Raw genomic sequence first — 21,173 nt, 5'->3', positions numbered from 1 at the left:
CAGGCAACCTTTTATTCACTAACAAATAGCTGGTGGAATATATGACTATCAAAGTAGGTATCAACGGTTTTGGCCGTATCGGCCGTATTGTTTTCCGTGCTGCTCAGAAACGTTCTGACATCGAAATCGTTGGTATCAACGATCTCCTGGACGCTGAATACATGGCGTACATGCTGAAGTACGACTCAACTCACGGTCGTTTCGACGGCACCGTTGAAGTGAAAGACGGCCACCTGGTTGTTAACGGCAAAACCATCCGCGTTACTGCTGAGAAAGACCCAGCTAACCTGAAATGGAACGAAATCGGTGTTGACGTTGTAGCTGAAGCTACCGGTATCTTCCTGACCGACGAAACTGCACGTAAACACATCACTGCGGGTGCGAAGAAAGTTGTTCTGACTGGTCCTTCCAAAGACAACACCCCAATGTTCGTTCGCGGTGCAAACTTCGAAACTTACGCTGGCCAGGACATCGTTTCCAACGCATCCTGCACCACCAACTGCCTGGCACCGCTGGCTAAAGTTATCAACGACAACTTCGGCATCATCGAAGGTCTGATGACTACCGTTCACGCTACCACCGCTACTCAGAAAACCGTTGATGGCCCGTCTCACAAAGACTGGCGCGGCGGCCGTGGCGCGGCTCAGAACATCATCCCATCTTCTACCGGTGCTGCTAAAGCAGTAGGTAAAGTACTGCCAGAACTGAATGGCAAACTGACTGGTATGGCGTTCCGCGTTCCAACTCCTAACGTATCCGTTGTTGACCTGACCGTTCGTCTGGAAAAAGCTGCTTCTTACGAAGAAATTAAGAAAGCAATCAAAGCTGCTTCCGAAGGCCCAATGAAAGGCGTTCTGGGTTACACCGAAGACGACGTTGTATCTACCGATTTCAACGGCGAAGTGTGCACTTCCGTGTTCGATGCTAAAGCAGGTATCGCACTGAACGACAACTTCGTGAAACTGGTTTCCTGGTACGACAACGAAACTGGCTACTCTAACAAAGTACTGGACCTGATCGCTCACATCTCCAAATAAGTTGAGATGAGTGCTTGATCCTAAAAGGCGACTTCGGTCGCCTTTTTTATTGTTTTTAGACAGAGGATTGCTTAATGATTAATAAAATTTTTGCACTTCCGGTAGTCGAACAACTTACCCCTGTGCTCTCCCGCCGTCAGATTGACGGCGCCGATATCATCGTCGTCGATCATCCGCGCGTTAAAGCCTCCGTAGCGCTCAATGGCGCCCACCTGCTCTCCTGGAAACCAGAAGGCGAAGAAGAAGGCCTGTGGCTGAGCGAGGCCACCTCGTTCAAAAAAGGGGCGGCGATCCGTGGCGGCGTACCGATCTGCTGGCCATGGTTTGGTCCGTCAGCGCAGCAGGGATTGCCGTCTCACGGTTTCGCCCGTAACCAGCAGTGGACGCTGAAAGCCCACAACGAAGATGATAACGGCGCGGTGTTGACCTTTGAACTTCAGGCAAATGATGAAACGCGCGCCCTGTGGCCACATGAATTCACCCTCTATGCCCGCTTCAAGCTGGGTAAAACCTGCGAGATTGAACTGGAAGCGCACGGCGAATTCGAAACAACGTCCGCCCTGCACACCTATTTCAACGTAGGCGACATTCAGGCCGTTAAGGTGAGCGGACTTGGCGATACCTTTATCGACAAAGTGGACAACGCGAAAGAAGGCAGGCTGGACGACGGCGTTCAGAGCTTCCCGGACCGTACCGACCGCGTGTATCTGCACCCGGAAGCCTGTAGCGTCATCCACGACAGCGCGTTGAACCGCGGCATTGACGTGGTTCACCACCACCATAGCAACGTGGTGGGCTGGAACCCGGGCCCTGCCCTTTCCGTCAGCATGGCAGATATCCCTGATGACGGTTACAAGACCTTCGTGTGTGTGGAAACCGCGTGCGTGACCGCCCCGCAGAAAACCAGCGAAGAAAAACCGTCCCGCTTAGGCCAAACGATCAAGATTGTGAAGCGCTAATATTTATCAGGCACCATAAAAAACAAACGGGGCGCAAGCGCCCCGTTTTAATACATCACGTTCTGGTCAGAACTTGTAGGTCACACCCACGGAGAAGATGCCGGACCAGGACTTGTCGACCATCGGACTGTCCTTCACTTCGTCGCTCAGACGGGTATAACGGCCAGTACCGTACACGTTCCAGTCACCGAGGAAGTTATACGAGGCGGTGAGTTCCAGGTACGGATCCCAGCCATCATCAGCGCTGTAGCTCTTCAGACCACTGCGGCGAGACTCAGCCTTAGACACGCCATAGTAGTAGTCATTGTAATTCTCGCTGCTGTACTGCACACCGATACCCGGCGTCAGGGTCACCGCGCCGTTGGTATAGCGATAAAGCCACGCCAGATCCCAGATGAAGCCATTGCTGTTGTCCAGGGTATCGCCCGCCAGCGCCGTGCGCAGGAAGCCATACTGGGTGTTATGCACATATGAAAGCCCCGCCATCAGCGAGCTTCTGCGCTTGTCCAGCTGACGAAGCGCATTGCTGTCGCTGTCGCCTGGTTTAAAGTACGTTGGGTCGTAATAGGCCATGATGGAGAGCTTATCGGCCGTATCGTTCCACAGATAGTAGCCGCCGCCCAATCCACGGAACCAGAAGTTATCGCCTTCATAGGTGACAACGGGGACAGGATAAACGTCGCGGTCATACTGCTTGTACGGGCTGTTGATCACGCCAGCACCCGCGCCAACAGTCCACTGGCTCTCAGCCTGTACGGTGCTCGCTGCGGTAGCGGCAAGGATGCCCAATGCCAGAAGTTTGAGTTTGGTCACAATCCATTCTTTCCTGTAGTCAAATAATCAGCGGGTGAAGTGTAACCGCCATTCCCGTACATCCCAAAATTTTTTGCGCGCGAATCCATTTGATTAACCCGTTATTTTTCATTTTTCAGATGACATCCCGCTTTCATTTATGTGACCGATAAATGAAAAACCCCCTTTTCGCTTATAACCGCAGTGGAAATTTTTGGATGAGTTATTGATATGTCATTGAAAGTAGATTTTATCCGTATGCAAGTTTTGCAATTGCCATCTACGCTTTAATTTAAGAAGAGGTTTTGCTGAACACCCTGCGGTTCATAGCCTTCGACCTGGCACACAGGTTGCTGCTCTAGCAGTGAGGTGCGAAAGATTCTCTTCCGGGAGCCTCCACTACTCATACGAACGGCTCTTATCCTGTGCTAAAAAACGAAAGGACGGCATGCCATGAATATATTCGATCACTATCGCCAGCGCTACGAAGCTGCCAAGGACGAAGAGTTCACACTGCAGGAGTTTCTTACCATTTGTCGGCAAGATCGCAGTGCCTATGCCAATGCGGCAGAACGGCTATTGATGGCTATCGGTGAGCCAAACATGGTTGATACTGCCCTGGAGCCACGGCTTTCCCGTCTTTTTTCAAATCGGGTAGTCGCCCGATACCCGGCGTTTGAAGAGTTCTATGGTATGGAAGATGCCATTGAGCAGATCGTCTCCTACCTGAAGCATGCCGCTCAGGGGCTGGAAGAGAAGAAACAGATCCTTTACCTGCTGGGTCCCGTCGGCGGGGGTAAATCCTCCCTGGCTGAACGGCTGAAAGCGCTGATGCAGCGCGTGCCGATCTATGTGCTGAGCGCCAACGGCGAGCGCAGCCCGGTCAACGACCATCCGCTGTGCCTGTTTAATCCGCAAGAGGATGCGCAAATTCTGGAAAAAGAGTTTGGCATTCCGCATCGCTATCTCGGTACGATCATGTCGCCGTGGGCGGCAAAACGCCTGCACGAGTTTGGTGGGGACATCACCAAATTCCGCGTCGTGAAAGTGTGGCCGTCTATCCTCGAGCAGATCGCCATTGCTAAAACTGAACCCGGTGACGAGAACAACCAGGACATCTCGGCGCTGGTGGGTAAAGTCGATATCCGTAAGCTGGAACATCACGCGCAAAACGACCCGGATGCCTATGGCTATTCCGGTGCGCTGTGCCGCGCCAACCAGGGGATTATGGAATTCGTCGAGATGTTTAAAGCACCGATCAAAGTGCTGCATCCGCTGCTGACCGCCACCCAGGAGGGGAACTACAACGGGACGGAAGGTATTTCCGCCCTGCCGTTTAACGGGATTATCCTCGCCCACTCGAACGAATCTGAATGGGTGACCTTCCGTAACAACAAAAACAATGAGGCGTTCCTTGACCGCGTGTACATCGTCAAAGTCCCTTATTGCCTGCGGATCTCCGAGGAGATCAAGATTTACGAAAAACTGCTCAACCACAGTGAGCTGGTCCATGCCCCTTGCGCACCGGGAACGCTGGAAACGCTGTCGCGCTTCTCGATTCTGTCGCGCCTGAAAGAGCCGGAAAACTCCAGCATCTACTCAAAAATGCGCGTGTATGACGGCGAAAGCCTGAAGGATACCGACCCGAAAGCGAAATCGTACCAGGAATACCGCGATTACGCCGGGGTCGACGAAGGGATGAACGGTTTGTCGACGCGTTTCGCGTTTAAGATCCTCTCCCGCGTCTTTAACTTCGACCACGCGGAGGTGGCCGCCAACCCGGTACATCTTTTCTACGTGCTGGAACAGCAAATTGAACGTGAACAGTTCCCACAGGAGCAGGCTGAACGCTACCTGGAGTTCCTGAAAGGCTACCTGATCCCGAAATACGCCGAGTTTATCGGCAAAGAGATCCAGACCGCCTACCTGGAATCCTATTCCGAATACGGCCAGAACATTTTCGATCGGTACGTCACCTACGCTGACTTCTGGATCCAGGATCAGGAGTACCGCGACCCGGATACCGGCCAGCTGTTTGACCGTGAATCCCTGAACGCAGAGCTGGAAAAAATTGAGAAACCGGCCGGGATCAGCAACCCGAAAGACTTCCGAAACGAGATTGTGAACTTCGTGCTGCGCGCCAGAGCGCATAACAACGGCCGCAATCCAAACTGGACCAGCTACGAAAAACTGCGCACGGTTATAGAGAAGAAAATGTTCTCTAACACGGAAGAGCTGTTGCCGGTTATCTCGTTCAACGCCAAAACCTCAACCGACGAGCAGAAAAAGCACGACGATTTTGTCGACCGTATGATGGAAAAAGGCTATACGCGCAAACAGGTCCGCCTGCTTTGTGAATGGTATCTGCGCGTGCGTAAATCGTCTTAAAACAAGTGCCCGGTAACGCGCTTACCGGGCCAACAAAATGTCCGGCACTTACGGACGCTGCAAGTTGGCAAATGCAGTACGGGGGATATATGACCTGGTTTATTGACCGGCGTCTTAACGGCAAAAACAAGAGCACGGTGAATCGCCAGCGCTTCTTGCGCCGTTATAAAGCGCAAATTAAACAGTCGATCTCCGAGGCCATCAACAAACGCTCGGTGACCGACGTCGACAGCGGCGAATCCGTCTCCATTCCCAACGATGACATCAGCGAACCGATGTTTCATCAGGGGCGTGGCGGTCTTCGCCATCGCGTGCACCCAGGTAATGACCACTTCGTCCAGAATGACAGAATCGAGCGGCCACAAGGCGGAGGCGGCGGTTCTGGCAGCGGTCAGGGACAGGCCAGCCAGGACGGTGAAGGCCAGGATGAGTTCGTCTTTCAGATTTCAAAAGACGAATATCTCGACCTGCTGTTTGAGGATCTGGCCCTGCCGAATCTGAGAAAGAATCAGCACCGTCAGCTCAACGAATACAAAACCCATCGCGCGGGTTATACCGCAAACGGAGTGCCCGCCAACATCAGCGTGGTGCGTTCACTGCAAAACTCGCTGGCGCGACGCACGGCGATGACGGCAGGCAAACGGCGCGAACTGCGCGAGCTGGAAACCAGCTTGAAAGTGGTGGAAAACACCGAACCGGCGCAACTACTGGAAGAGGAGCGCCTGCGAAAAGAGATCGCCGAACTGCGGGCGAAGATCGACCGGGTGCCGTTTATCGACACGTTCGACCTGCGCTATAAGAACTACGAAAAACGTCCGGAGCCTTCCAGCCAGGCGGTGATGTTCTGCCTGATGGACGTGTCAGGTTCAATGGATCAGGCCACCAAGGATATGGCTAAGCGTTTTTATATTCTGCTCTATCTGTTCCTGAGCAGAACGTATAAGAACGTGGAGGTGGTCTACATCCGTCATCACACTCAGGCGAAAGAGGTGGATGAGCATGAGTTTTTCTACTCGCAGGAGACCGGTGGCACCATCGTGTCGAGCGCCCTTAAGCTGATGGATGAGGTGGTGAAGGAGCGCTACGACCCGGCGCAGTGGAACATCTACGCCGCACAGGCATCGGATGGCGATAACTGGGCGGATGACTCGCCCCTGTGTCATGAAATTCTGGCGAAGAAGATCCTGCCGGTGGTGCGCTACTACAGTTACATTGAAATTACCCGTCGCGCCCACCAGACGCTGTGGCGAGAGTATGAGCATCTGCAAGCGATGTTCGATAACTTTGCGATGCAGCACATTCGAGACCAGGATGACATCTATCCGGTCTTCCGGGAACTGTTCCAGAAACAGTCTTCCACCAGCAACGCATGAATCAACAGCCAGCGCTCCCGCTGGCTGTTTTCTTTCAGCCCTCTCCCTCCCGTGCTAATGTAGCAAGCTACGTATTGGCTAATCACAGGTGAAATCGTTATGTCTGATGACGTGACCGGGACGACAACCCATCAGCAGCTAATCAGCTTATTAACCGAGCAGGAGGCGCACTTTCGTGTGGTGGCGCATGAGGCCGTAGGGAAATGCGAAGCGGTCAGTGAAATTCGCGGGACCGATCTCCGCCAGGGAGCAAAAGCGCTGGTCTGTAAGGTAAAAGGCAACGGCGTTAAGAAACATATTCTGGCAATCCTCGCCGCCGATCGGCAGGCCGATCTGAGCCTGCTGGCCAGCCATTTCGGAGGGCTTAAGGCATCTCTCGCCAGTCCGGCCGAAGTGGATGCGCTTACCGGCTGCGTTTTCGGCGCCATTCCCCCCTTCAGCTTTCACCCGGATCTGACGCTGGTCGCCGATCCGCTGCTGTTTGAGCGCTTTGACGAGATCGCCTTTAACGCCGGTCTGCTGGAAAAATCGGTGATTATGGATACCCAGGACTATCTGCGTATCGCCCGTCCTGAACTGGTGTCGTTCCGTAAACAATAAATACAGAGGCTGGCTAACGGTCAGCCGTTTTCCAGCAGCAGCACGGAAGCAATCAAAATAATCGCGATGATAAAAAACGATGAGGAGATAATCAGCGTTTCGACAAACATAGGATCGTTCATGATGCCCTCTGCCTTGCCCATTTCCTTTTTTTTTACTCCCGCAAAATGACAGTTAAATGACAATGACGCGTCCGCGAAATGACAATTTTTCGCTGAAACGATTCGCTGTTAACTCCCCTCCCCCGTATAAAGTCACTGTTTAAATACTTTATTTGTTACCGGTATCACGAAAAGAAATTTACGTAACCCCGATGCCAGATCTCGCAATTGTTAACCTTTACATGATGGTTAACCTTGTTTACGGAGCACCTCATAAATAAACCTTACACTGGCAAGGTGAATACAATGACCGAGATAATTACCCGTAAAGAAAAAATCAGTTATGGGTTAGGCGATATGGCGAGCCATATTGGGCTGGATAACGTCATTATTTTTCTGACGTTTTACTATACGGACGTGGTGGGGTTACCTGCCGCATTCGTGGGCACTATGTTTCTTCTGGCGAGAACCGCCGATGCCATAATTGATCCGGCGATGGGCTATATCGCAGACAGGACGCGTACCCGCTGGGGAAAATTCCGCCCCTGGATGCTGTGGCTGGCGCTGCCCTTTGGCGCAAGCTGTCTGCTGACCTACGCCGTGCCGGCGTCGCTCGACATGCACGGTAAAATGATTTTCGCCACCGTCAGCTATACCCTGATGATGCTGATGTATACCGCAATCAATATTCCCTATTGCTCCATGGGCGCGGTAATTACGCCCGACAACGATGCGCGAATTTCCCTTCAGTCTTATCGCTTTTTCCTTGCCACGCTGGGTGGCGCGTTGTCGACATTCTTTATGATGCCGCTGGCAGAGTTTTTAGGCGGCGACGATAAATTACTGGGCTACCGCTGGGCGATGGCCATTATGGCGACCGTCGCGGTGATCATGTTCTGGATCTGCTTCGCCAATACGCGTGAACGTATTAAGGCTCCCGCCACCCACAATAATTATCTTGCGGAACTGCGGGATTTATTACGAAACGACCAATGGCGAGTTGTCGCCGTCCTGGTATTAACCAATATTGGTTTTGGCGTTATTCGCCTTGGCGCAATGATGTATTTCGTCACTTATTATCTCGGTAGCGCAAGCTATTTTATGTGGATGCTCGGGGCGCATATTCTCGGGAAAGCCGCAGGCAGCGCGCTGGCCAAACGCCTGACGCAGAACGTCAGCAAAGTGCAGATGTTTGGATATTGTTCCGTACTGGCGGGGGTACTCAGCATCGCCCTGTTCTTTGCGCCTAAGTCGGTGCTTATTCTGGTGCCCATGACGTTTATCGTCTCCACCCTTTACCAGGCCACCACCACGCTAATGTGGGTGATGATGGCGGATGTCGCCGATTACGGCGAATGGAAACAGGGCAAACGCATGGACGGCGTGATCTTCTCCACCTTCCTCGCCGTACTCAAGCTGGGGATGGCGATCAGCGGCGCGATTGTTGGCTGGACGCTGGGCTTAAGCGGCTATGTTGCCAATGCCCCGGAACAAACTACCACGGCCATGTACTGCATCATCGCCCTCTTCACCGTCGTACCTGGCATCTTGTCGCTCTGCGCGTTTGCCACGCTGCGCTGGTACAAGCTCGACGACAGCACAATGCAATCCATCCATCTCGCCAAACACCCTGTTTAGAAGGACGCATTATCCATGAGTGAGCTGATTCAACATTCCAACTGTATCGAATGGCGTTTTGAACGCCAGATCCTGCGCATCGAACCCTGGGGAGAAAACAGTCTTCGCGTCAGGGCCACCTGCTCCCCGGCATTTGATGACGCCTTACAGGCACTGTTACCCGCCACCCCTTGCCAGGCCGAGATTGTCGCCGAAGCGGAAAGCCTGACGCTGCGCAACGGCAATATTACCGCGACCCTGAACCTTAAAGGTCAGTTGGCCTTCTACAATCAGCGCGGCGAACTGCTGCTGGAGGAGATGTGGCGCCAGCGTTCAACGGTGGGTATCGGTGCCAGCGAGAAGAGTCAGGATAAATATGTCAGCGCTCTGAAGCTGGATGGCCGCGAATTTAAACCGCTGATGGGCGGCAAATATCAGCTCACCGTCCGGTTTGAATCGCGTCCGGATGAACGCATCTATGGCATGGGTCAGTATCAACAGCCGTGGCTGGATCTGAAAGGCTGTACGCTGGAGCTGGCTCAGCGAAACTCCCAGGCCAGCGTGCCCTTTATGCAGTCCAGCCTTGGCTATGGCCTGCTGTGGAACAACCCGGCGATTGGTGAAGCCAGCTTTGCAAAAAATCAGACGGAATGGCGCGCCCGCGTCACAGGAGAGATGGACTACTGGATCACCGCCGCTGACACGGTGGCGGATATCACCCGCCAGTATGTGAAAGCCACCGGTACTCCGCCCCCCGCCCCGGCGTTTATCAGTGGACTGTGGCAGTGCAAATTACGATACCGCACCCAGCAGGAGGTGCTGGAGGTTGCGCGGGAGTATCGCCGCCGTAATCTGCCGCTGTCGGTGATGGTCATCGACTTTTTCCACTGGCCGAATCAGGGCACCTGGTGCTTCGACCCCGTAGACTGGCCCGATCCTGAAGGCATGGTCGACGAGCTGCGCGAAATGGGTATTGCGCTGATGGTGTCGGTGTGGCCAACGGTAGAGGCGCGCAGCCCCCTCTACCCGCTTATGAAAGCCAAAGGCTGGCTAGTCAGCAGTGAGCGCGGCGTGCAGGTCAACCTCGATTTTATGGGCAATACCACCTTCTTTGATGCGACCCATCCAGAGGCGCGGAAATTCGTCTGGGATACGGTGAAGAAAAATTACTACGACATGGGCATTAAGCTGTTCTGGCTGGACGAAGCGGAGCCGGAATACCGCGCCTATGATTTTGACAACTATCGCTACCACGCCGGTCCGGTACTGGAAGTGGGCAATCGCTACCCGCGTGACTTTGCGCAGGGCTTTTACGATGGGCTCCAGGCAAACGGCGAAACCGACATTGTTAACCTGGTACGCTGCGCCTGGGCTGGCAGCCAACGCTTCGGCGTGCTGGCGTGGTCGGGTGATGTCCACTCCTCGTTCCATGCTTTTCGCAATCAACTCGCCGCAGGACTGAATATGGGGCTGGCGGGGATCCCATGGTGGACGACCGATATCGGCGGCTTCCAGGGAGGGAACGTTAACGACCCGGCGTTCCATGAATTGCTGATCCGTTGGTTCCAGTGGGCGGTGTTTACACCGGTACTGCGCATGCACGGCTATCGCGAACCGCAGATCCAACCTCCGGAGCGCTACCGTGACGGTATTCCTCAGTGTAACAGCGGTTCGCCTAATGAGCTGTGGAGTTACGGAGAAGAGAATTACGCCATCATGCAGCACTGGCTTACCGTGCGCGAAACCCTGCGCCCGTATATTGACGCGTTGTACCGGCAGGCTCATCTGCACGGAGACCCGCTCATGCGTCCGCTGTTCTGGCACTATCCGAAGGATAAGCAGAGCTGGGCGTGTGAAGATCAGTATCTGTTTGGTGAAGATCTTCTGGTGGCGCCGGTTATGCAGGCCGGTCAGCGTGAGCGCGATGTCTGGCTGCCGACGGGCAATAGCTGGATCGCCCTCAACGGTGAGCGCTACGCCGGTGGGGAGCATATCCGGGTGCCTGCGGCGCTGGAAACCATCCCGGTGTTTATCCGCGAAGGGAGTCCGCTTATCCAGCAACTGGTGGACTGACGTCAGGCAAATGCCCAAAAATAGACAATTTTTTCAGTAAAGCCTGCCTGCCGTCGCGTTTGTGCGTAAAGTAAGCAGGCTTACTATTTTTGGCAAGGATCCCGTCATGTTCGACCCTACACTACTCATACTTCTGGCCCTGGCTGCTCTGGGTTTTGTCAGCCACAATACCACCGTCGCGATTTCCATTCTGGTCCTGATCATCGTTCGCGTCACACCGTTGAACACCTTCTTCCCGTGGATAGAAAAACAGGGGCTTTCCATCGGGATCATTATTTTGACCATCGGTGTGATGGCCCCGATTGCCAGCGGAACGCTACCGGCCTCAACGCTGCTGCACTCCTTTGTTAACTGGAAATCGCTGGTGGCGATTGCAGTGGGCGTTTTTGTCTCATGGCTTGGCGGGCGCGGCGTGACGCTGATGAGCAGCCAGCCTTCTCTGGTGGCCGGGCTGCTGGTGGGCACCGTGTTAGGCGTGGCGCTGTTTCGTGGCGTGCCGGTTGGCCCGCTGATTGCTGCCGGACTGGTTTCGCTGTTTATCGGGAAGTCGTAGTCAGGCTTGCGATATAGCGGGCGGGCGTCTGTCCCAGTCCTTTCTTGAACATGGTGATAAAGGCGGTGGTGGAGTCATACCCCAGCGCCTGCGCCGCCTGCTGGACCGACTTCCCGCCGATCAAAAACTGCAATGCGACAATCAGCTGGAGCTGGTGTCGCCAGCGGCGAAAGCTTAAGCCGGTCTCTTTCACCACCAGTCGCGCCAGATTGCGCTCGCTCATGGCAAAGTGGCTGGCCCACTGCGCCAGCGTCTGCCAGGCGGCAGGTTCGTTTGCCATGGTCTCACTCATCAGACGAATTTTCGGATGCGGAGATACCGGCAGCTGGAGATGCTCCTGCGGTTGCAGGGGCAGTTCATCAAACAGGACGTCAACCAGCCTTCCGGTAGCGGGAAGAGGCAGTTCCTCCTGTGACCTGTCCGCGAGCGCCAGCACCAGCTCCCGCACCAGGGGCGATATTTTCAACGTACAGGTACGCGTCGGTAATTCGAGCGCACCGGGTTCAATAAACAGCAGGCAGAGCTGCGCGCCGGGCGTCGCCTTGTTGCTGTGCGGCGTTTGACCCGGTATCCACACCGCATACTGGGGCGGCACCATCAGCATCGCGTTCTCTACTTCACAGGTGATCGCTCCTCCCAGCGCCATAATCAGCTGCCCTTTGCGGTGCTGATGCAGCGGAATGTACTGTTCTTGTGCCACCACGCGGATGCGAAAGGCCACCGCCGCGTCGTGCTGGCTATCGGGATCGTAGCCGTCGAGTCCCAGTCCATACATAAAGTTGTCCGATATTAGCGATAAACTGTCATTTTAGCCTGATTTCAACCACGACTTAAATCGGTATGGTATGCGCTCGCCTGAAAGTAAGAGACAATAATGACTACTGCTATTCAACCTTCCGGGAAACAGGGCGCGCTGCTGGTTGCAGGCATCCTGATGATCGCCACGACGCTGCGCGTCACCTTTACCGGGGTCGCCCCCCTGCTCGACACCATCCGACAGGACTATGGCTTAAGCACGGCGCAAACCGGTCTGCTCACAACGCTGCCTCTGCTGGCCTTCGCCTTTATCTCTCCCCTTGCCGCAGGCGTCGCCCGGCGCCTGGGCATGGAGCGCAGCCTGTTTATCGCTCTGCTGCTGATTTGCATCGGGATTGGCGTACGTTCGCTGCCGTCGGCCTCGCTGCTGTTTATCGGTACGGCGATCGTGGGCTGTGGGATTGCGCTGGGCAATGTCCTGTTACCCGGATTAATCAAACGTGATTTTCCGGGCCAGGTCGCAAAACTGACGGGGGCTTATTCGCTGACGATGGGGGCCGCCGCTGCCGCAGGGTCTGCGCTGATCGTTCCGCTGTCGCTGGGGAGTGGTGGCTGGCACGGGGCGCTGTTGATGCTGATGTTCTTCCCGCTGGTGGCGCTGCTGCTGTGGTTACCGCAATGGCGCAAGAGGCCGGCCGCCACCCTGACCGGCGCGGGCGCGTTGCACAATCGGGCAATCTGGCGCTCCGCACTCGCCTGGCAGGTGACGCTTTTTCTGGGCATTAACTCGCTGATTTACTACGTCATTATCGGCTGGTTACCCGCGATTTTACTTAGCCACGGCTACAGCGAAACGCAGGCTGGCTCCATGCACGGACTTCTCCAGCTGGCAACCGCTGTTCCCGGTCTCGCCATTCCGCTGATCCTGCACCGTCTTAACGATCAGCGTGGCATAGCCGGGCTTGTCGCTCTGATGTGCGCCGTCAGTGCGGCCGGGTTCTGGTTCGCGCCGGGGCTGGCCGTCGTCTGGACGCTGGTGTTTGGCTTTGGATCCGGCGCCACCATGATCCTCGGCCTGACGTTTATCGGACTGCGGGCCAGCTCGGCCCATCAGGCCGCCGCGCTCTCCGGCATGGCACAGTCGATTGGCTATCTGCTGGCGGCCTGTGGCCCACCGCTGATGGGGAAAATTCACGATACCGCCGGAGACTGGCGCATTCCGCTGCTGGCCTGCGCGCTGGCTGCGGTAGTGATGGCCCTGTGCGGCATGCTGGCCGGGCGTGACCGGGAGATCACACCCCGCTGACATTCAAGGCAGACCTGACGGTCTGCTTTTTTTATCCCTGCGCCGCCCGCAGCATGGCCTGTACCAGCACCACCGGGCGCCCTTGAAGCGCAGCCCGCTCATGCTGGAACAGGGTGATGACAAAGAAAGGATGGGTCAGCAGCTCTGCCGCGCGGATCTCGCCCTGCTCGTCCCAGCCCGTTACGCGCATGTCGCCCCGCTCAAGCTGGCTGGCAAACTCAGACGAGACGCCGTAATTGCAGTGATAACCTTCCTGAATTTCCGGCTTGCCGTACGCTTTGGCAATCAGCGTGTTGTTCCGCAGCTCAATCGCGTCGGTTTTTTCCACCAGCGAGCAGGCCAGCGGCGCAATCACCATCCTCCCCTCGGTATCGGTTTCGGCATGGCCTGCATCGTGCCAACCCAGCACATTACGGGCATACTCAATCAGCGCATGCTGGAACCCGCCGCAGGTGCCGAGAAAAGGGATGCTGTTTTCACGCGCGTAACGCGCGGCAATAAACGCCGCCTCGGTGTTTTTATACGGGCTTGCCGGTACCAGCCAGATGGCATCGTACCCGACCAGGTCTTCGGGGTTGGTCAGCTCAGGCGTGGCGAGCCAGTCATAATCAGCGGTGAGATCCAGAACCGCAGCGGCGTCGTCAATCGCCAGCGGGATCGCCTGGTGCGCAATAACATCGGGATTGTAATCACCAACCAGCGCAATGCGCAGCGTCGTTTTAACCGGGGAGAGTTCCATGAGAGATTCCTTATGCCGGAGGATTTTCAGATAACATAAGGAACCTCAGACTACCGATCTTTTGCAATTATCACAATACCTTAAATTGGGTGGTTAAACGCCGGGTGCTATAGTGTTCTTGCCGAACGTCGAACGGTAGGAGGAAAACGGATGATTCAATGTAAGCGCGTCTATGAGCAGGCAACGTCAGACGATGGTTACCGGGTGCTGGTAGACAGACTCTGGCCGCGAGGGATAAAAAAGACCGACCTCGCCTGTGATGAGTGGTGTAAAGCGCTAACGCCGTCCAGCGAACTGCGGAAAGCCTTTCACAGTGAAACGATCGATTTCACCGCGTTCAGTGAAGCCTATCGTAAAGAGCTGGCGCAGCAGCAGGATGAAGGCAAACGCCTGGCGGCCCTCGCCCGACAGCAGACCGTGACGCTACTCTATGGGGCGAAAAATACGGAGCAGAATCACGCGCGGGTACTGGCGGACTGGCTGCGTGAACTGTGATTAACCGATTGCCAGCTCATCCACGTTGTGTGGCATCTCGTCGGGAGTAAGCGGCATCAAATGTTCCGGGCGAACAAACGCAAAACCGTGCTGATTATCAAAGGCGTAAACATCACCGGTGACCAGCCACAGCGCACGCGCTGATGTATCAGGTAAATGCGTCATGACGCCGTTAACCGGGTTCACAAAACGCTGACCCGGCTGACAAAGGCCAAACAGCTCCACGGATTTACCGATATTTCGACGGCCCGCCGTCGTACGCGCACCCACAATTATCGCCATGCTGCCCGGTTTTAACTGAAACATACTTCTTCTCGCAAACGTACCGCCAGAAACTGGCTAAGAATAATCCTAAAGAGAAGTGTATCGCAGTTTTATTGCCGTTGTCATCTGGTCGGTTGCGGATGATCGCGGCGGTAGAGATCCCATTCATCAATCACTTCCCCGCCTGGCAATTTGCACTTGGTACGTACACCCTGCGGGCTTTGAACAGGGATTTGCTCTCCCCCTTTCTCCAGACAGTACACTGACGCCGGATTTGCCATACCAATAGCGTGCGGCGGTTGAGGCGCATCAGGAGGGGTGGTCTTTGTTGAGCATGCGGCCAGCGGTAAAACCAGCGCCAGGAGAAGATATTTCATTATCATGATCCTTCAGGGTGTTGAAAACGTCAGAGTAACGGGTCATCGCCGTTTTCTCCATGATTTCTCCATTAAACCTGCACGATTCATCCCTATAGTGGTGTCTGTTCTCACTCTGACCAGAGAACATCATTCCGTAATCAAGATGTTTTGCCCCGATCTCAACATCGGGGCTTTTTTTTAGCCTCTCCTTCATCCGCTTTCAGAAGAATCTATAAAATTAATCCAGTTCATGTTTTACTATGACCGGAGTCTATATTTTCAGCATAACATGCAGATACAGAGGTCTTCTGCATGGGAGTCAACCTGCGTCATGTCAGATATCATTCTTGCCCGTGTTTCAGAAACCCTCTCCACCGAGCAATCTCTCGACAGTCTGGTGCGTCAGCTACTGGAAATGCTGGAAATTGTGACGGATATGGAATCAACCTACCTGACCAAAATCGATATCAACGCGCGTTTGCAGCACATTTTATATGCCCGTAACAGCAAGCAAATGCAGATCCCGGAAGGGTTCAGCGTGCCCTGGGACGAAACGCTCTGTAAGCGCGCCATGGATAGCGACACCTTGTTCAGTAACGAGGTGCCCGACCGCTGGCCGGAGTGTGAAGCGGCAAAAGCACTGGGTATTACAACCTATATGAGCGTGCCGGTTCACCTGGCTGACGGTTCTCTGTACGGCACGCTTTGCGCTGCCAGCACCGCACAGAAACAGTTCAGCGAGCGTGGCGAGCAGGTGATCAGGCTCTTTGCCGGGTTAATTGGTCAGTACATTCAGAAAGAGTCGCTTGTGCTTCAGCTTCGTGAAGCAAATGCGGCGCTCATTGCCCACTCTTACACCGACGCCCTTACCGGCCTGCCGAATCGTCGCGCCATTTTTGAAAACCTTACCACCCTGTTCTCACTGGCGCGCCATCTTAACCGCAACGTCATGATTGCCTTTATTGACCTCGATGATTTCAAGCGAATCAATGATCAGTACGGTCATGAAGCGGGCGATCGGTTCCTCGTTCAGGTCGGCAATCGACTGACTCACCAGCAAACGCAGGACGAAATTATCGGCCGGCTCGGCGGCGATGAATTTCTGGTTGCCAGCCTGAGTCACAGCAATGATGGCGACGCCAGCACAGAGGTCAACGCTATCAAAACCCGCCTCAACGGCCGTATCGCGGGTGAATATGGGTTAGGTAATGTCACTATTCTCTATCCCGGTGCAAGCTATGGCGTCGTTATTGTTGATCCTCACTGCACAGATGAAGATAGTGCCCTGCGCACCGCAGACCTCGCGATGTATCAGGATAAAAAAGGAAAAAACAAAACAGGCTTTGTCGCGTTAGATTAAAACCGTACACTCTACGGCCTTATACAAACTCAAACAGGTGATGGCATGAGAATAGGGATCCTCTTTCCGGTGGTTATTTTTATCACGGCAGTCGTGTTTTTAGGCTGGTTTTTCCTTGGCGGTTACGCCGCGCCGGGGGCATAAATGAGAAAAACTACCCTCATCATGCTGATTGTCGCCATCGTGGCCGTCGCCGGTACGCAGTTAGGCTGGTGGTAACGCCCAAAGTAAAAAGGCCGCCCTCAGGCAGCCTTTTTAACACAGGTCAGATTTAGCTTTTGATTTTTCTGTAGATAAACAGAACAACCAGCGCGCCAATCACCGCGACGACAAAGCTGCCGAAGTTGAAGCCATCAACTCTGCCAAAGCCGAACAGGGTACTGATCCAGCCACCGACGACTGCACCCACAATCCCCAGAACGATTGTGACGATGAAACCGCCGCCATCTTTGCCCGGCATAATCCACTTCGCCAGGATCCCCGCAATCAGCCCAAAGATAATCCAGGATAAAATTCCCATAGCTTTCCTCTCTGTATGGTTTTTGTCATTAAATCAACGACACAGAAAAGGATAGCACAGGATCTGAGAAAGGAAATTTGTGATAAGAATCACACGGTTCGTTTGAGTAAAATCTGAGCAATAAAAATTGCCGTTCCACACTCATCGTGGGGTTGCATCTTTTACTGAGAAAGATTATCTTTCTCATTACTGAATAGTTTAGCAAATCACTCAGGTATTCAGTACGACATTGCTCACATTGCTTCCAGTATTTCTTGCCCACTTTTTAGTGGGCTTTTTTTTGCCTCACCCCACCAAAATCTGGCGTTTTTTCCCAGGAGGTGAACCGCTATTCTCTGTGGCTACTGAACAGCAAAGTGAATCTGATAACATGAACGTATCGAGCAAGTTCGTCATCTGCCTTAATCTTGTTTCTGCCAGTACGCTACTGTTACTGCTCTCAACACGGTTTGAGTGGTTCTGAGATGTAATGAGTCGGCATGGTGGCTTTCCTTTCAATTACGTGCGGGCTCAACGCGCATACTTGTAGCTTTAATGACCTGTGTTAAGATCCCTGCACCTCAGGACGTGGCGGGACAGCAGGAAAATGAACAAGGCCATTGCCGTTGCTATCATCTCAACCTTTATGGTCGTCCTGTCGCTGTATGCGGTTAACGCCATTATCGTTGAGCAGCAAAAGGACCGGCAGAGGGAGATCTCCCACACGCTCTTACGCTATTCCGAAGACTTGACGCAAAATATCGCCAGTACGCTTAAAAATACCTCCGCGAAGGGATGCGATAACGCCAGCCTGAACGTCTACCGTAATTTAAAGATGCAGAGTCTCTATTTCGCCGATGTGGGGTTTATTGAAAATGGGAAAATCACCTGCACCGCATTTTGGGGCAAGCTGGCAAATCCCATCGCCCTTCCCTCTGAGCTTCACAACACCCTGAACGGATTCAGTCTGGCGCAATTTTCACAGAAAGATTTTTTTGTAGGCAATGCGACAATTTATAACCATCTTATTATCTTCACATCACGTTCAGCCTACGATAAATTCTCTCCGGTCACCGCCAACTATTCACTTCGTTCTACCACGAAAGATTTCGACCGAACCTTTTTTACCGTTACGTCACCTACAGAAAACCTTAGCCGCTTGTCGTCACTGTTATTCACGCAGACCGTGACGCAGTGCAGCACGCGCTGGGATTTGTGCGTTACCGTCACCCACCACAATGCCGGACTGGCATCGCTCTCCCGCGTAGTGATGGTGCTCCTGTGCCTGTTTTTATACTTTATCTGGGTATCCCTGACGCTGTTTTCTCTTCGACTTTATGAAGATCGACTTTCTCTTGAGCGAACGCTGGTCAAGGCGGTGATAGCGAATACTATCAGCGTTCATTTTCAGCCCATAATTCGGGTTGCTGATAAGAAAATCGTCGGGGTTGAAGTGTTATCAAGATGGCAGGATAACAATCACAAAGAGGTTTCTCCTGAGCTGTTTATCCCGTTAATTAAAAAAATTGGTCTGTATAACGTTTATTATCAGAACATGATAAAGAAATCCCTGGCGGAAATTGCCGGGCTGGCGGCCGAACATCAGTTAATGATTTCACTGAACGTTGGCCGGACAGAAATTGAAGACGGCAAATTTCTGGCGGTATTACGTCATGCATGCTTAGAGAACGCTATTCCCTTATCGTTAATCAAAGTTGAGTTATCCGAGAATGGCGTTTCCACCTCGGCCATCCTTGAAGAGTTTTGTGAGGATCTTAAATCGGCAGGCGTCAAAATTTCAATAGACGATTTTGGCGTGCAAAACTCTAATCTGGCAAGGCTGTCCAATCTCAAATATGGCGAAATCAAAGTGGATAAGTCGTTAGTGGATGGCATCAACGAGCATTATAAACAGGATATCCTGGTGATCTTTAGCGACGCGCTCGCTAAACTGCACAAAACCCTGGTGTTTGAGGGAGTCGAAAGCGAAACGCAATATCAGTTCATCGCGCAGAGATACCCCGATGCCCTCGTGCAAGGCTGGTACTTTTCAAAATCACTAACCCGGCACGACCTCGCCAGCCTGCTGGCTTACTCAGCGCGATGAAGCGTTATTCATTGCCCCATTGATTCAGGAAGTTCGCAATATCGTCAATGCGCGCTTCATCTATCTCCGCCTGGACAGCCATCTCCCGCTGCGCCTCTTCACTGATTTCCTCATTGTTGTATAAGCGAGTGAGCAGCAGCTGAAAATAGTGTGCCAGTGGCGTACGCTCCGCCTCTTCTGGCGGTTTTGCCGTTTCAGTCGCATACTCGTCGACGATGTCATAATACTTGAGCGGGATATCATGGGTCATAGCGTTGTTTTCCGTCTTGTGTGCATAAAAAACGGGAACCCTCAGGCTCCCGTTGTCATTTAACCCAGCGAGTGGATTACATGTTCGCGATAATCGCGTCGCCAAACTCTGAGCATTTCAGAAGTTTAGCGCCTTCCATCAGACGTTCAAAGTCATAGGTGACGGTTTTGGCGTTAATCGCGCCTTCCATACCCTTAACGATCAGGTCTGCGGCTTCGAACCATTCCATATGACGCAGCATCATCTCTGCGGACAGAATGATAGAGCCTGGGTTGACTTTGTCCTGGCCCGCATATTTCGGTGCAGTACCGTGAGTTGCTTCGAACAGGGCGCACTCGTCACCGATGTTCGCGCCCGGGGCGATACCGATACCACCGACCTGCGCTGCCAGCGCATCAGAGATGTAGTCGCCGTTCAGGTTCATACAGGCGATCACGTCATATTCAGCAGGACGCAGCAGGATCTGTTGCAGGAACGCATCGGCGATCACATCTTTAATGATGATCTCTTTACCGGTGTTCGGGTTTTTAATTTTCTGCCATGGGCCGCCGTCGATCAGTTCACCGCCGAACTCTTCGGTCGCCAGCTGGTACCCCCAGTCTTTGAACGCGCCTTCGGTGAACTTCATGATATTGCCTTTGTGAACCAGGGTCACAGAGTCACGATCGTTGGTGATAGCGTATTCGATGGCGGCACGCACCAGACGCTTGGTCCCTTCTTCGGAGCACGGCTTGATGCCGATGCCGCAATGCTCAGGGAAGCGAATTTTCTTCACGCCCATCTCTTCGCGCAGGAATTTAATCACTTTTTCTGCATCAGCAGAATCCGCTTTCCATTCGATACCGGCGTAGATGTCTTCAGAGTTTTCACGGAAGATGACCATGTCGGTCAGTTCCGGGTGCTTAACCGGGCTTGGAGTGCCCTGGTAGTAACGCACCGGACGCAGACAAACATACAGATCCAGTTCCTGACGCAGCGCCACGTTCAGGGAGCGAATGCCGCCGCCAACTGGCGTGGTCAGAGGGCCTTTGATAGCAACGCGATAGTCGCGGATCAGGTCCAGCGTTTCGGCTGGCAGCCAGACGTCCTGGCCATAAACTTGAGTCGATTTTTCACCGGTGTAAATTTCCATCCAGGAAATTTTACGCTCGCCTTTGTAGGCTTTCTCAACAGCGGCATCAACCACTTTCAGCATTGCCGGGGTAACGTCTACACCGATACCGTCACCTTCGATGAACGGGATAATCGGGTTGTGAGGAACGTTAATCTTGCCGTTTTGCAGGGTGATCTTTTTACCTTCCGCCGGAACAACTACTTTGCTTTCCATTAACCTCTCCTTCGAGCGCTTCTGGTTGTTACTGATCTTATGTTAATAAATTGTAATGAGCCTTCCGATAGTACCTGATTGTCCGACGCCATGAAAGGTCTTCGTTATTAGGCTATAATGCGGCAATTGATAACGCCTGAAAATACCATGACGAAAACTTCTTTTAGATGAATCATAGTATTTTGTGCATTTTTCAAGAATTCAATCTGACATCAATT

At 53.4% G+C, this 21,173-nt stretch carries 24 protein-coding genes; 15 read left to right on the top strand and 9 right to left on the bottom strand.

The window, feature by feature from the left end; all coding sequences use genetic code 11:
* Positions 1-41 precede the first annotated feature (41 nt).
* Together gapA and ACQG03_RS09020 are read left to right on the top strand one after the other, a co-directional pair.
* Entirely contained in the window at positions 42-1,037 is a 996-nt protein-coding gene (gapA, locus tag ACQG03_RS09025; RefSeq protein ID WP_006809136.1) for a glyceraldehyde-3-phosphate dehydrogenase, read from the top strand.
* A gap of 74 nt (positions 1,038-1,111) precedes the next feature.
* Positions 1,112-1,996, top strand: a complete 885-nt coding sequence (locus tag ACQG03_RS09020; protein ID WP_022647789.1) for a D-hexose-6-phosphate mutarotase — start codon at positions 1,112-1,114, stop codon at positions 1,994-1,996.
* A 66-nt stretch (positions 1,997-2,062) separates the two neighbouring features.
* Here ACQG03_RS09020 and ACQG03_RS09015 read toward each other — a convergent pair whose 3' ends face one another.
* The gene (locus ACQG03_RS09015) at positions 2,063-2,809 is read right to left on the bottom strand and encodes a MipA/OmpV family protein (protein WP_023299885.1); all 747 of its coding nucleotides are present in this window, start codon (positions 2,807-2,809) and stop codon (positions 2,063-2,065) included.
* Between the two features lie 432 nt (positions 2,810-3,241).
* Here ACQG03_RS09015 and yeaG point away from each other — a divergent pair, with 432 nt between their 5' ends.
* The 3 genes from yeaG (at position 3,242) to ACQG03_RS09000 (ending at position 7,149) form a co-directional block, all read left to right on the top strand.
* The gene (yeaG, locus tag ACQG03_RS09010; protein WP_006809140.1) at positions 3,242-5,176 is read left to right on the top strand and encodes a protein kinase YeaG; all 1,935 of its coding nucleotides are present in this window, start codon (positions 3,242-3,244) and stop codon (positions 5,174-5,176) included.
* A gap of 89 nt (positions 5,177-5,265) precedes the next feature.
* Entirely contained in the window at positions 5,266-6,549 is a 1,284-nt protein-coding gene (locus ACQG03_RS09005; protein WP_017384692.1) for a YeaH/YhbH family protein, read from the top strand.
* Positions 6,550-6,648: 99 nt separating this feature from the next.
* Positions 6,649-7,149 carry a YbaK/prolyl-tRNA synthetase associated domain-containing protein gene (locus tag ACQG03_RS09000; protein WP_023299826.1) on the top strand — a complete coding sequence of 167 codons (501 nt, stop codon included), beginning with the start codon at positions 6,649-6,651 and terminating at the stop codon, positions 7,147-7,149.
* 20 nt (positions 7,150-7,169) lie between these two features.
* Here ACQG03_RS09000 and yoaI read toward each other — a convergent pair whose 3' ends face one another.
* Positions 7,170-7,271: a small membrane protein YoaI gene (yoaI, locus tag ACQG03_RS08995; RefSeq protein WP_017384693.1), complete on the bottom strand. Its 102-nt coding sequence runs from the start codon at positions 7,269-7,271 to the stop codon at positions 7,170-7,172.
* A gap of 285 nt (positions 7,272-7,556) precedes the next feature.
* Between yoaI and ACQG03_RS08990 the strand changes: the two genes are divergently transcribed.
* The 3 genes from ACQG03_RS08990 to ACQG03_RS08980 all read left to right on the top strand — a co-directional run bounded on the left by ACQG03_RS08990 (position 7,557) and on the right by ACQG03_RS08980 (position 11,493).
* The gene (locus tag ACQG03_RS08990) at positions 7,557-8,888 is read left to right on the top strand and encodes a glycoside-pentoside-hexuronide (GPH):cation symporter (RefSeq protein WP_063163244.1); all 1,332 of its coding nucleotides are present in this window, start codon (positions 7,557-7,559) and stop codon (positions 8,886-8,888) included.
* Between the two features lie 15 nt (positions 8,889-8,903).
* The gene (locus ACQG03_RS08985; RefSeq protein ID WP_063150456.1) at positions 8,904-10,940 is read left to right on the top strand and encodes a glycoside hydrolase family 31 protein; all 2,037 of its coding nucleotides are present in this window, start codon (positions 8,904-8,906) and stop codon (positions 10,938-10,940) included.
* 106 nt (positions 10,941-11,046) lie between these two features.
* Complete coding sequence (locus ACQG03_RS08980) at positions 11,047-11,493, top strand: DUF441 domain-containing protein (RefSeq protein WP_063163243.1); 447 nt, start codon at positions 11,047-11,049, stop codon at positions 11,491-11,493.
* Here the strand turns inward: ACQG03_RS08980 and ACQG03_RS08975 are convergent.
* The gene (locus tag ACQG03_RS08975; protein WP_023305889.1) at positions 11,477-12,268 is read right to left on the bottom strand and encodes an AraC family transcriptional regulator; all 792 of its coding nucleotides are present in this window, start codon (positions 12,266-12,268) and stop codon (positions 11,477-11,479) included. The genes ACQG03_RS08980 and ACQG03_RS08975 overlap by 17 nt on opposite strands.
* A 99-nt stretch (positions 12,269-12,367) precedes the next feature.
* Here ACQG03_RS08975 and ACQG03_RS08970 point away from each other — a divergent pair, with 99 nt between their 5' ends.
* Positions 12,368-13,555, top strand: coding sequence for a CynX/NimT family MFS transporter (locus tag ACQG03_RS08970; RefSeq protein WP_058677629.1), 1,188 nt, complete (start codon positions 12,368-12,370; stop codon positions 13,553-13,555).
* Between the two features lie 31 nt (positions 13,556-13,586).
* On the opposite strand, the gene ACQG03_RS08965 is transcribed toward ACQG03_RS08970, so the two are convergent.
* Positions 13,587-14,294: a CTP synthase C-terminal region-related (seleno)protein gene (locus tag ACQG03_RS08965; protein ID WP_022647780.1), complete on the bottom strand. Its 708-nt coding sequence runs from the start codon at positions 14,292-14,294 to the stop codon at positions 13,587-13,589.
* A gap of 150 nt (positions 14,295-14,444) precedes the next feature.
* Here ACQG03_RS08965 and ACQG03_RS08960 point away from each other — a divergent pair, with 150 nt between their 5' ends.
* The gene (locus tag ACQG03_RS08960) at positions 14,445-14,789 is read left to right on the top strand and encodes a DUF488 domain-containing protein (RefSeq protein WP_022647779.1); all 345 of its coding nucleotides are present in this window, start codon (positions 14,445-14,447) and stop codon (positions 14,787-14,789) included.
* Here the strand turns inward: ACQG03_RS08960 and ACQG03_RS08955 are convergent, their stop codons facing one another.
* Positions 14,790-15,095 carry a hypothetical protein gene (locus ACQG03_RS08955; RefSeq protein ID WP_023299820.1) on the bottom strand — a complete coding sequence of 102 codons (306 nt, stop codon included), beginning with the start codon at positions 15,093-15,095 and terminating at the stop codon, positions 14,790-14,792. It abuts the gene before it with no gap.
* Between the two features lie 80 nt (positions 15,096-15,175).
* Positions 15,176-15,430 carry a putative hemolysin gene (locus ACQG03_RS08950; protein ID WP_080465260.1) on the bottom strand — a complete coding sequence of 85 codons (255 nt, stop codon included), beginning with the start codon at positions 15,428-15,430 and terminating at the stop codon, positions 15,176-15,178.
* A gap of 313 nt (positions 15,431-15,743) precedes the next feature.
* On the opposite strand from ACQG03_RS08950, the gene ACQG03_RS08945 reads away from it, so the two are divergent.
* From ACQG03_RS08945 to yoaJ, 3 genes are read left to right on the top strand one after another with little or no spacing between them, the layout of a single operon-like run.
* Complete coding sequence (locus ACQG03_RS08945; RefSeq protein WP_063163242.1) at positions 15,744-16,772, top strand: sensor domain-containing diguanylate cyclase; 1,029 nt, start codon at positions 15,744-15,746, stop codon at positions 16,770-16,772.
* A gap of 45 nt (positions 16,773-16,817) precedes the next feature.
* Positions 16,818-16,916, top strand: a complete 99-nt coding sequence (locus ACQG03_RS08940; protein ID WP_015570793.1) for a YoaK family small membrane protein — start codon at positions 16,818-16,820, stop codon at positions 16,914-16,916.
* Positions 16,917-16,991 (top strand): protein YoaJ, encoded by a 75-nt coding sequence (yoaJ, locus tag ACQG03_RS08935; RefSeq protein ID WP_071785224.1) that lies wholly within the window; start codon positions 16,917-16,919, stop codon positions 16,989-16,991.
* Between the two features lie 52 nt (positions 16,992-17,043).
* On the opposite strand, the gene ACQG03_RS08930 is transcribed toward yoaJ, so the two are convergent.
* Positions 17,044-17,292, bottom strand: coding sequence for a GlsB/YeaQ/YmgE family stress response membrane protein (locus ACQG03_RS08930; protein ID WP_022647775.1), 249 nt, complete (start codon positions 17,290-17,292; stop codon positions 17,044-17,046).
* Positions 17,293-17,662: 370 nt separating this feature from the next.
* Between ACQG03_RS08930 and yncL the strand changes: the two genes are divergently transcribed.
* A complete protein-coding gene (gene yncL / locus ACQG03_RS08925) occupies positions 17,663-17,755 on the top strand; it encodes a stress response membrane protein YncL (protein WP_071524166.1) in 93 nt (30 codons plus the stop codon).
* 123 nt (positions 17,756-17,878) lie between these two features.
* Entirely contained in the window at positions 17,879-19,378 is a 1,500-nt protein-coding gene (locus tag ACQG03_RS08920; RefSeq protein WP_426726117.1) for an EAL domain-containing protein, read from the top strand.
* 4 nt (positions 19,379-19,382) lie between these two features.
* Here the strand turns inward: ACQG03_RS08920 and ACQG03_RS08915 are convergent, their stop codons facing one another.
* Positions 19,383-19,628, bottom strand: a complete 246-nt coding sequence (locus ACQG03_RS08915; RefSeq protein WP_022647773.1) for a DUF2543 family protein — start codon at positions 19,626-19,628, stop codon at positions 19,383-19,385.
* Positions 19,629-19,704: 76 nt separating this feature from the next.
* Entirely contained in the window at positions 19,705-20,955 is a 1,251-nt protein-coding gene (gene icd / locus ACQG03_RS08910; protein WP_003857898.1) for an NADP-dependent isocitrate dehydrogenase, read from the bottom strand.
* Positions 20,956-21,173 lie beyond the last annotated feature (218 nt).

This window comes from Enterobacter cloacae complex sp. 342H5, from assembly GCF_050030905.1.
Lineage (GTDB): Bacteria > Pseudomonadota > Gammaproteobacteria > Enterobacterales > Enterobacteriaceae > Enterobacter > Enterobacter intestinihominis.
Note: the sequence above shows the minus strand (reverse complement) of the source record. Positions and strands in the feature narration are given on the sequence as shown.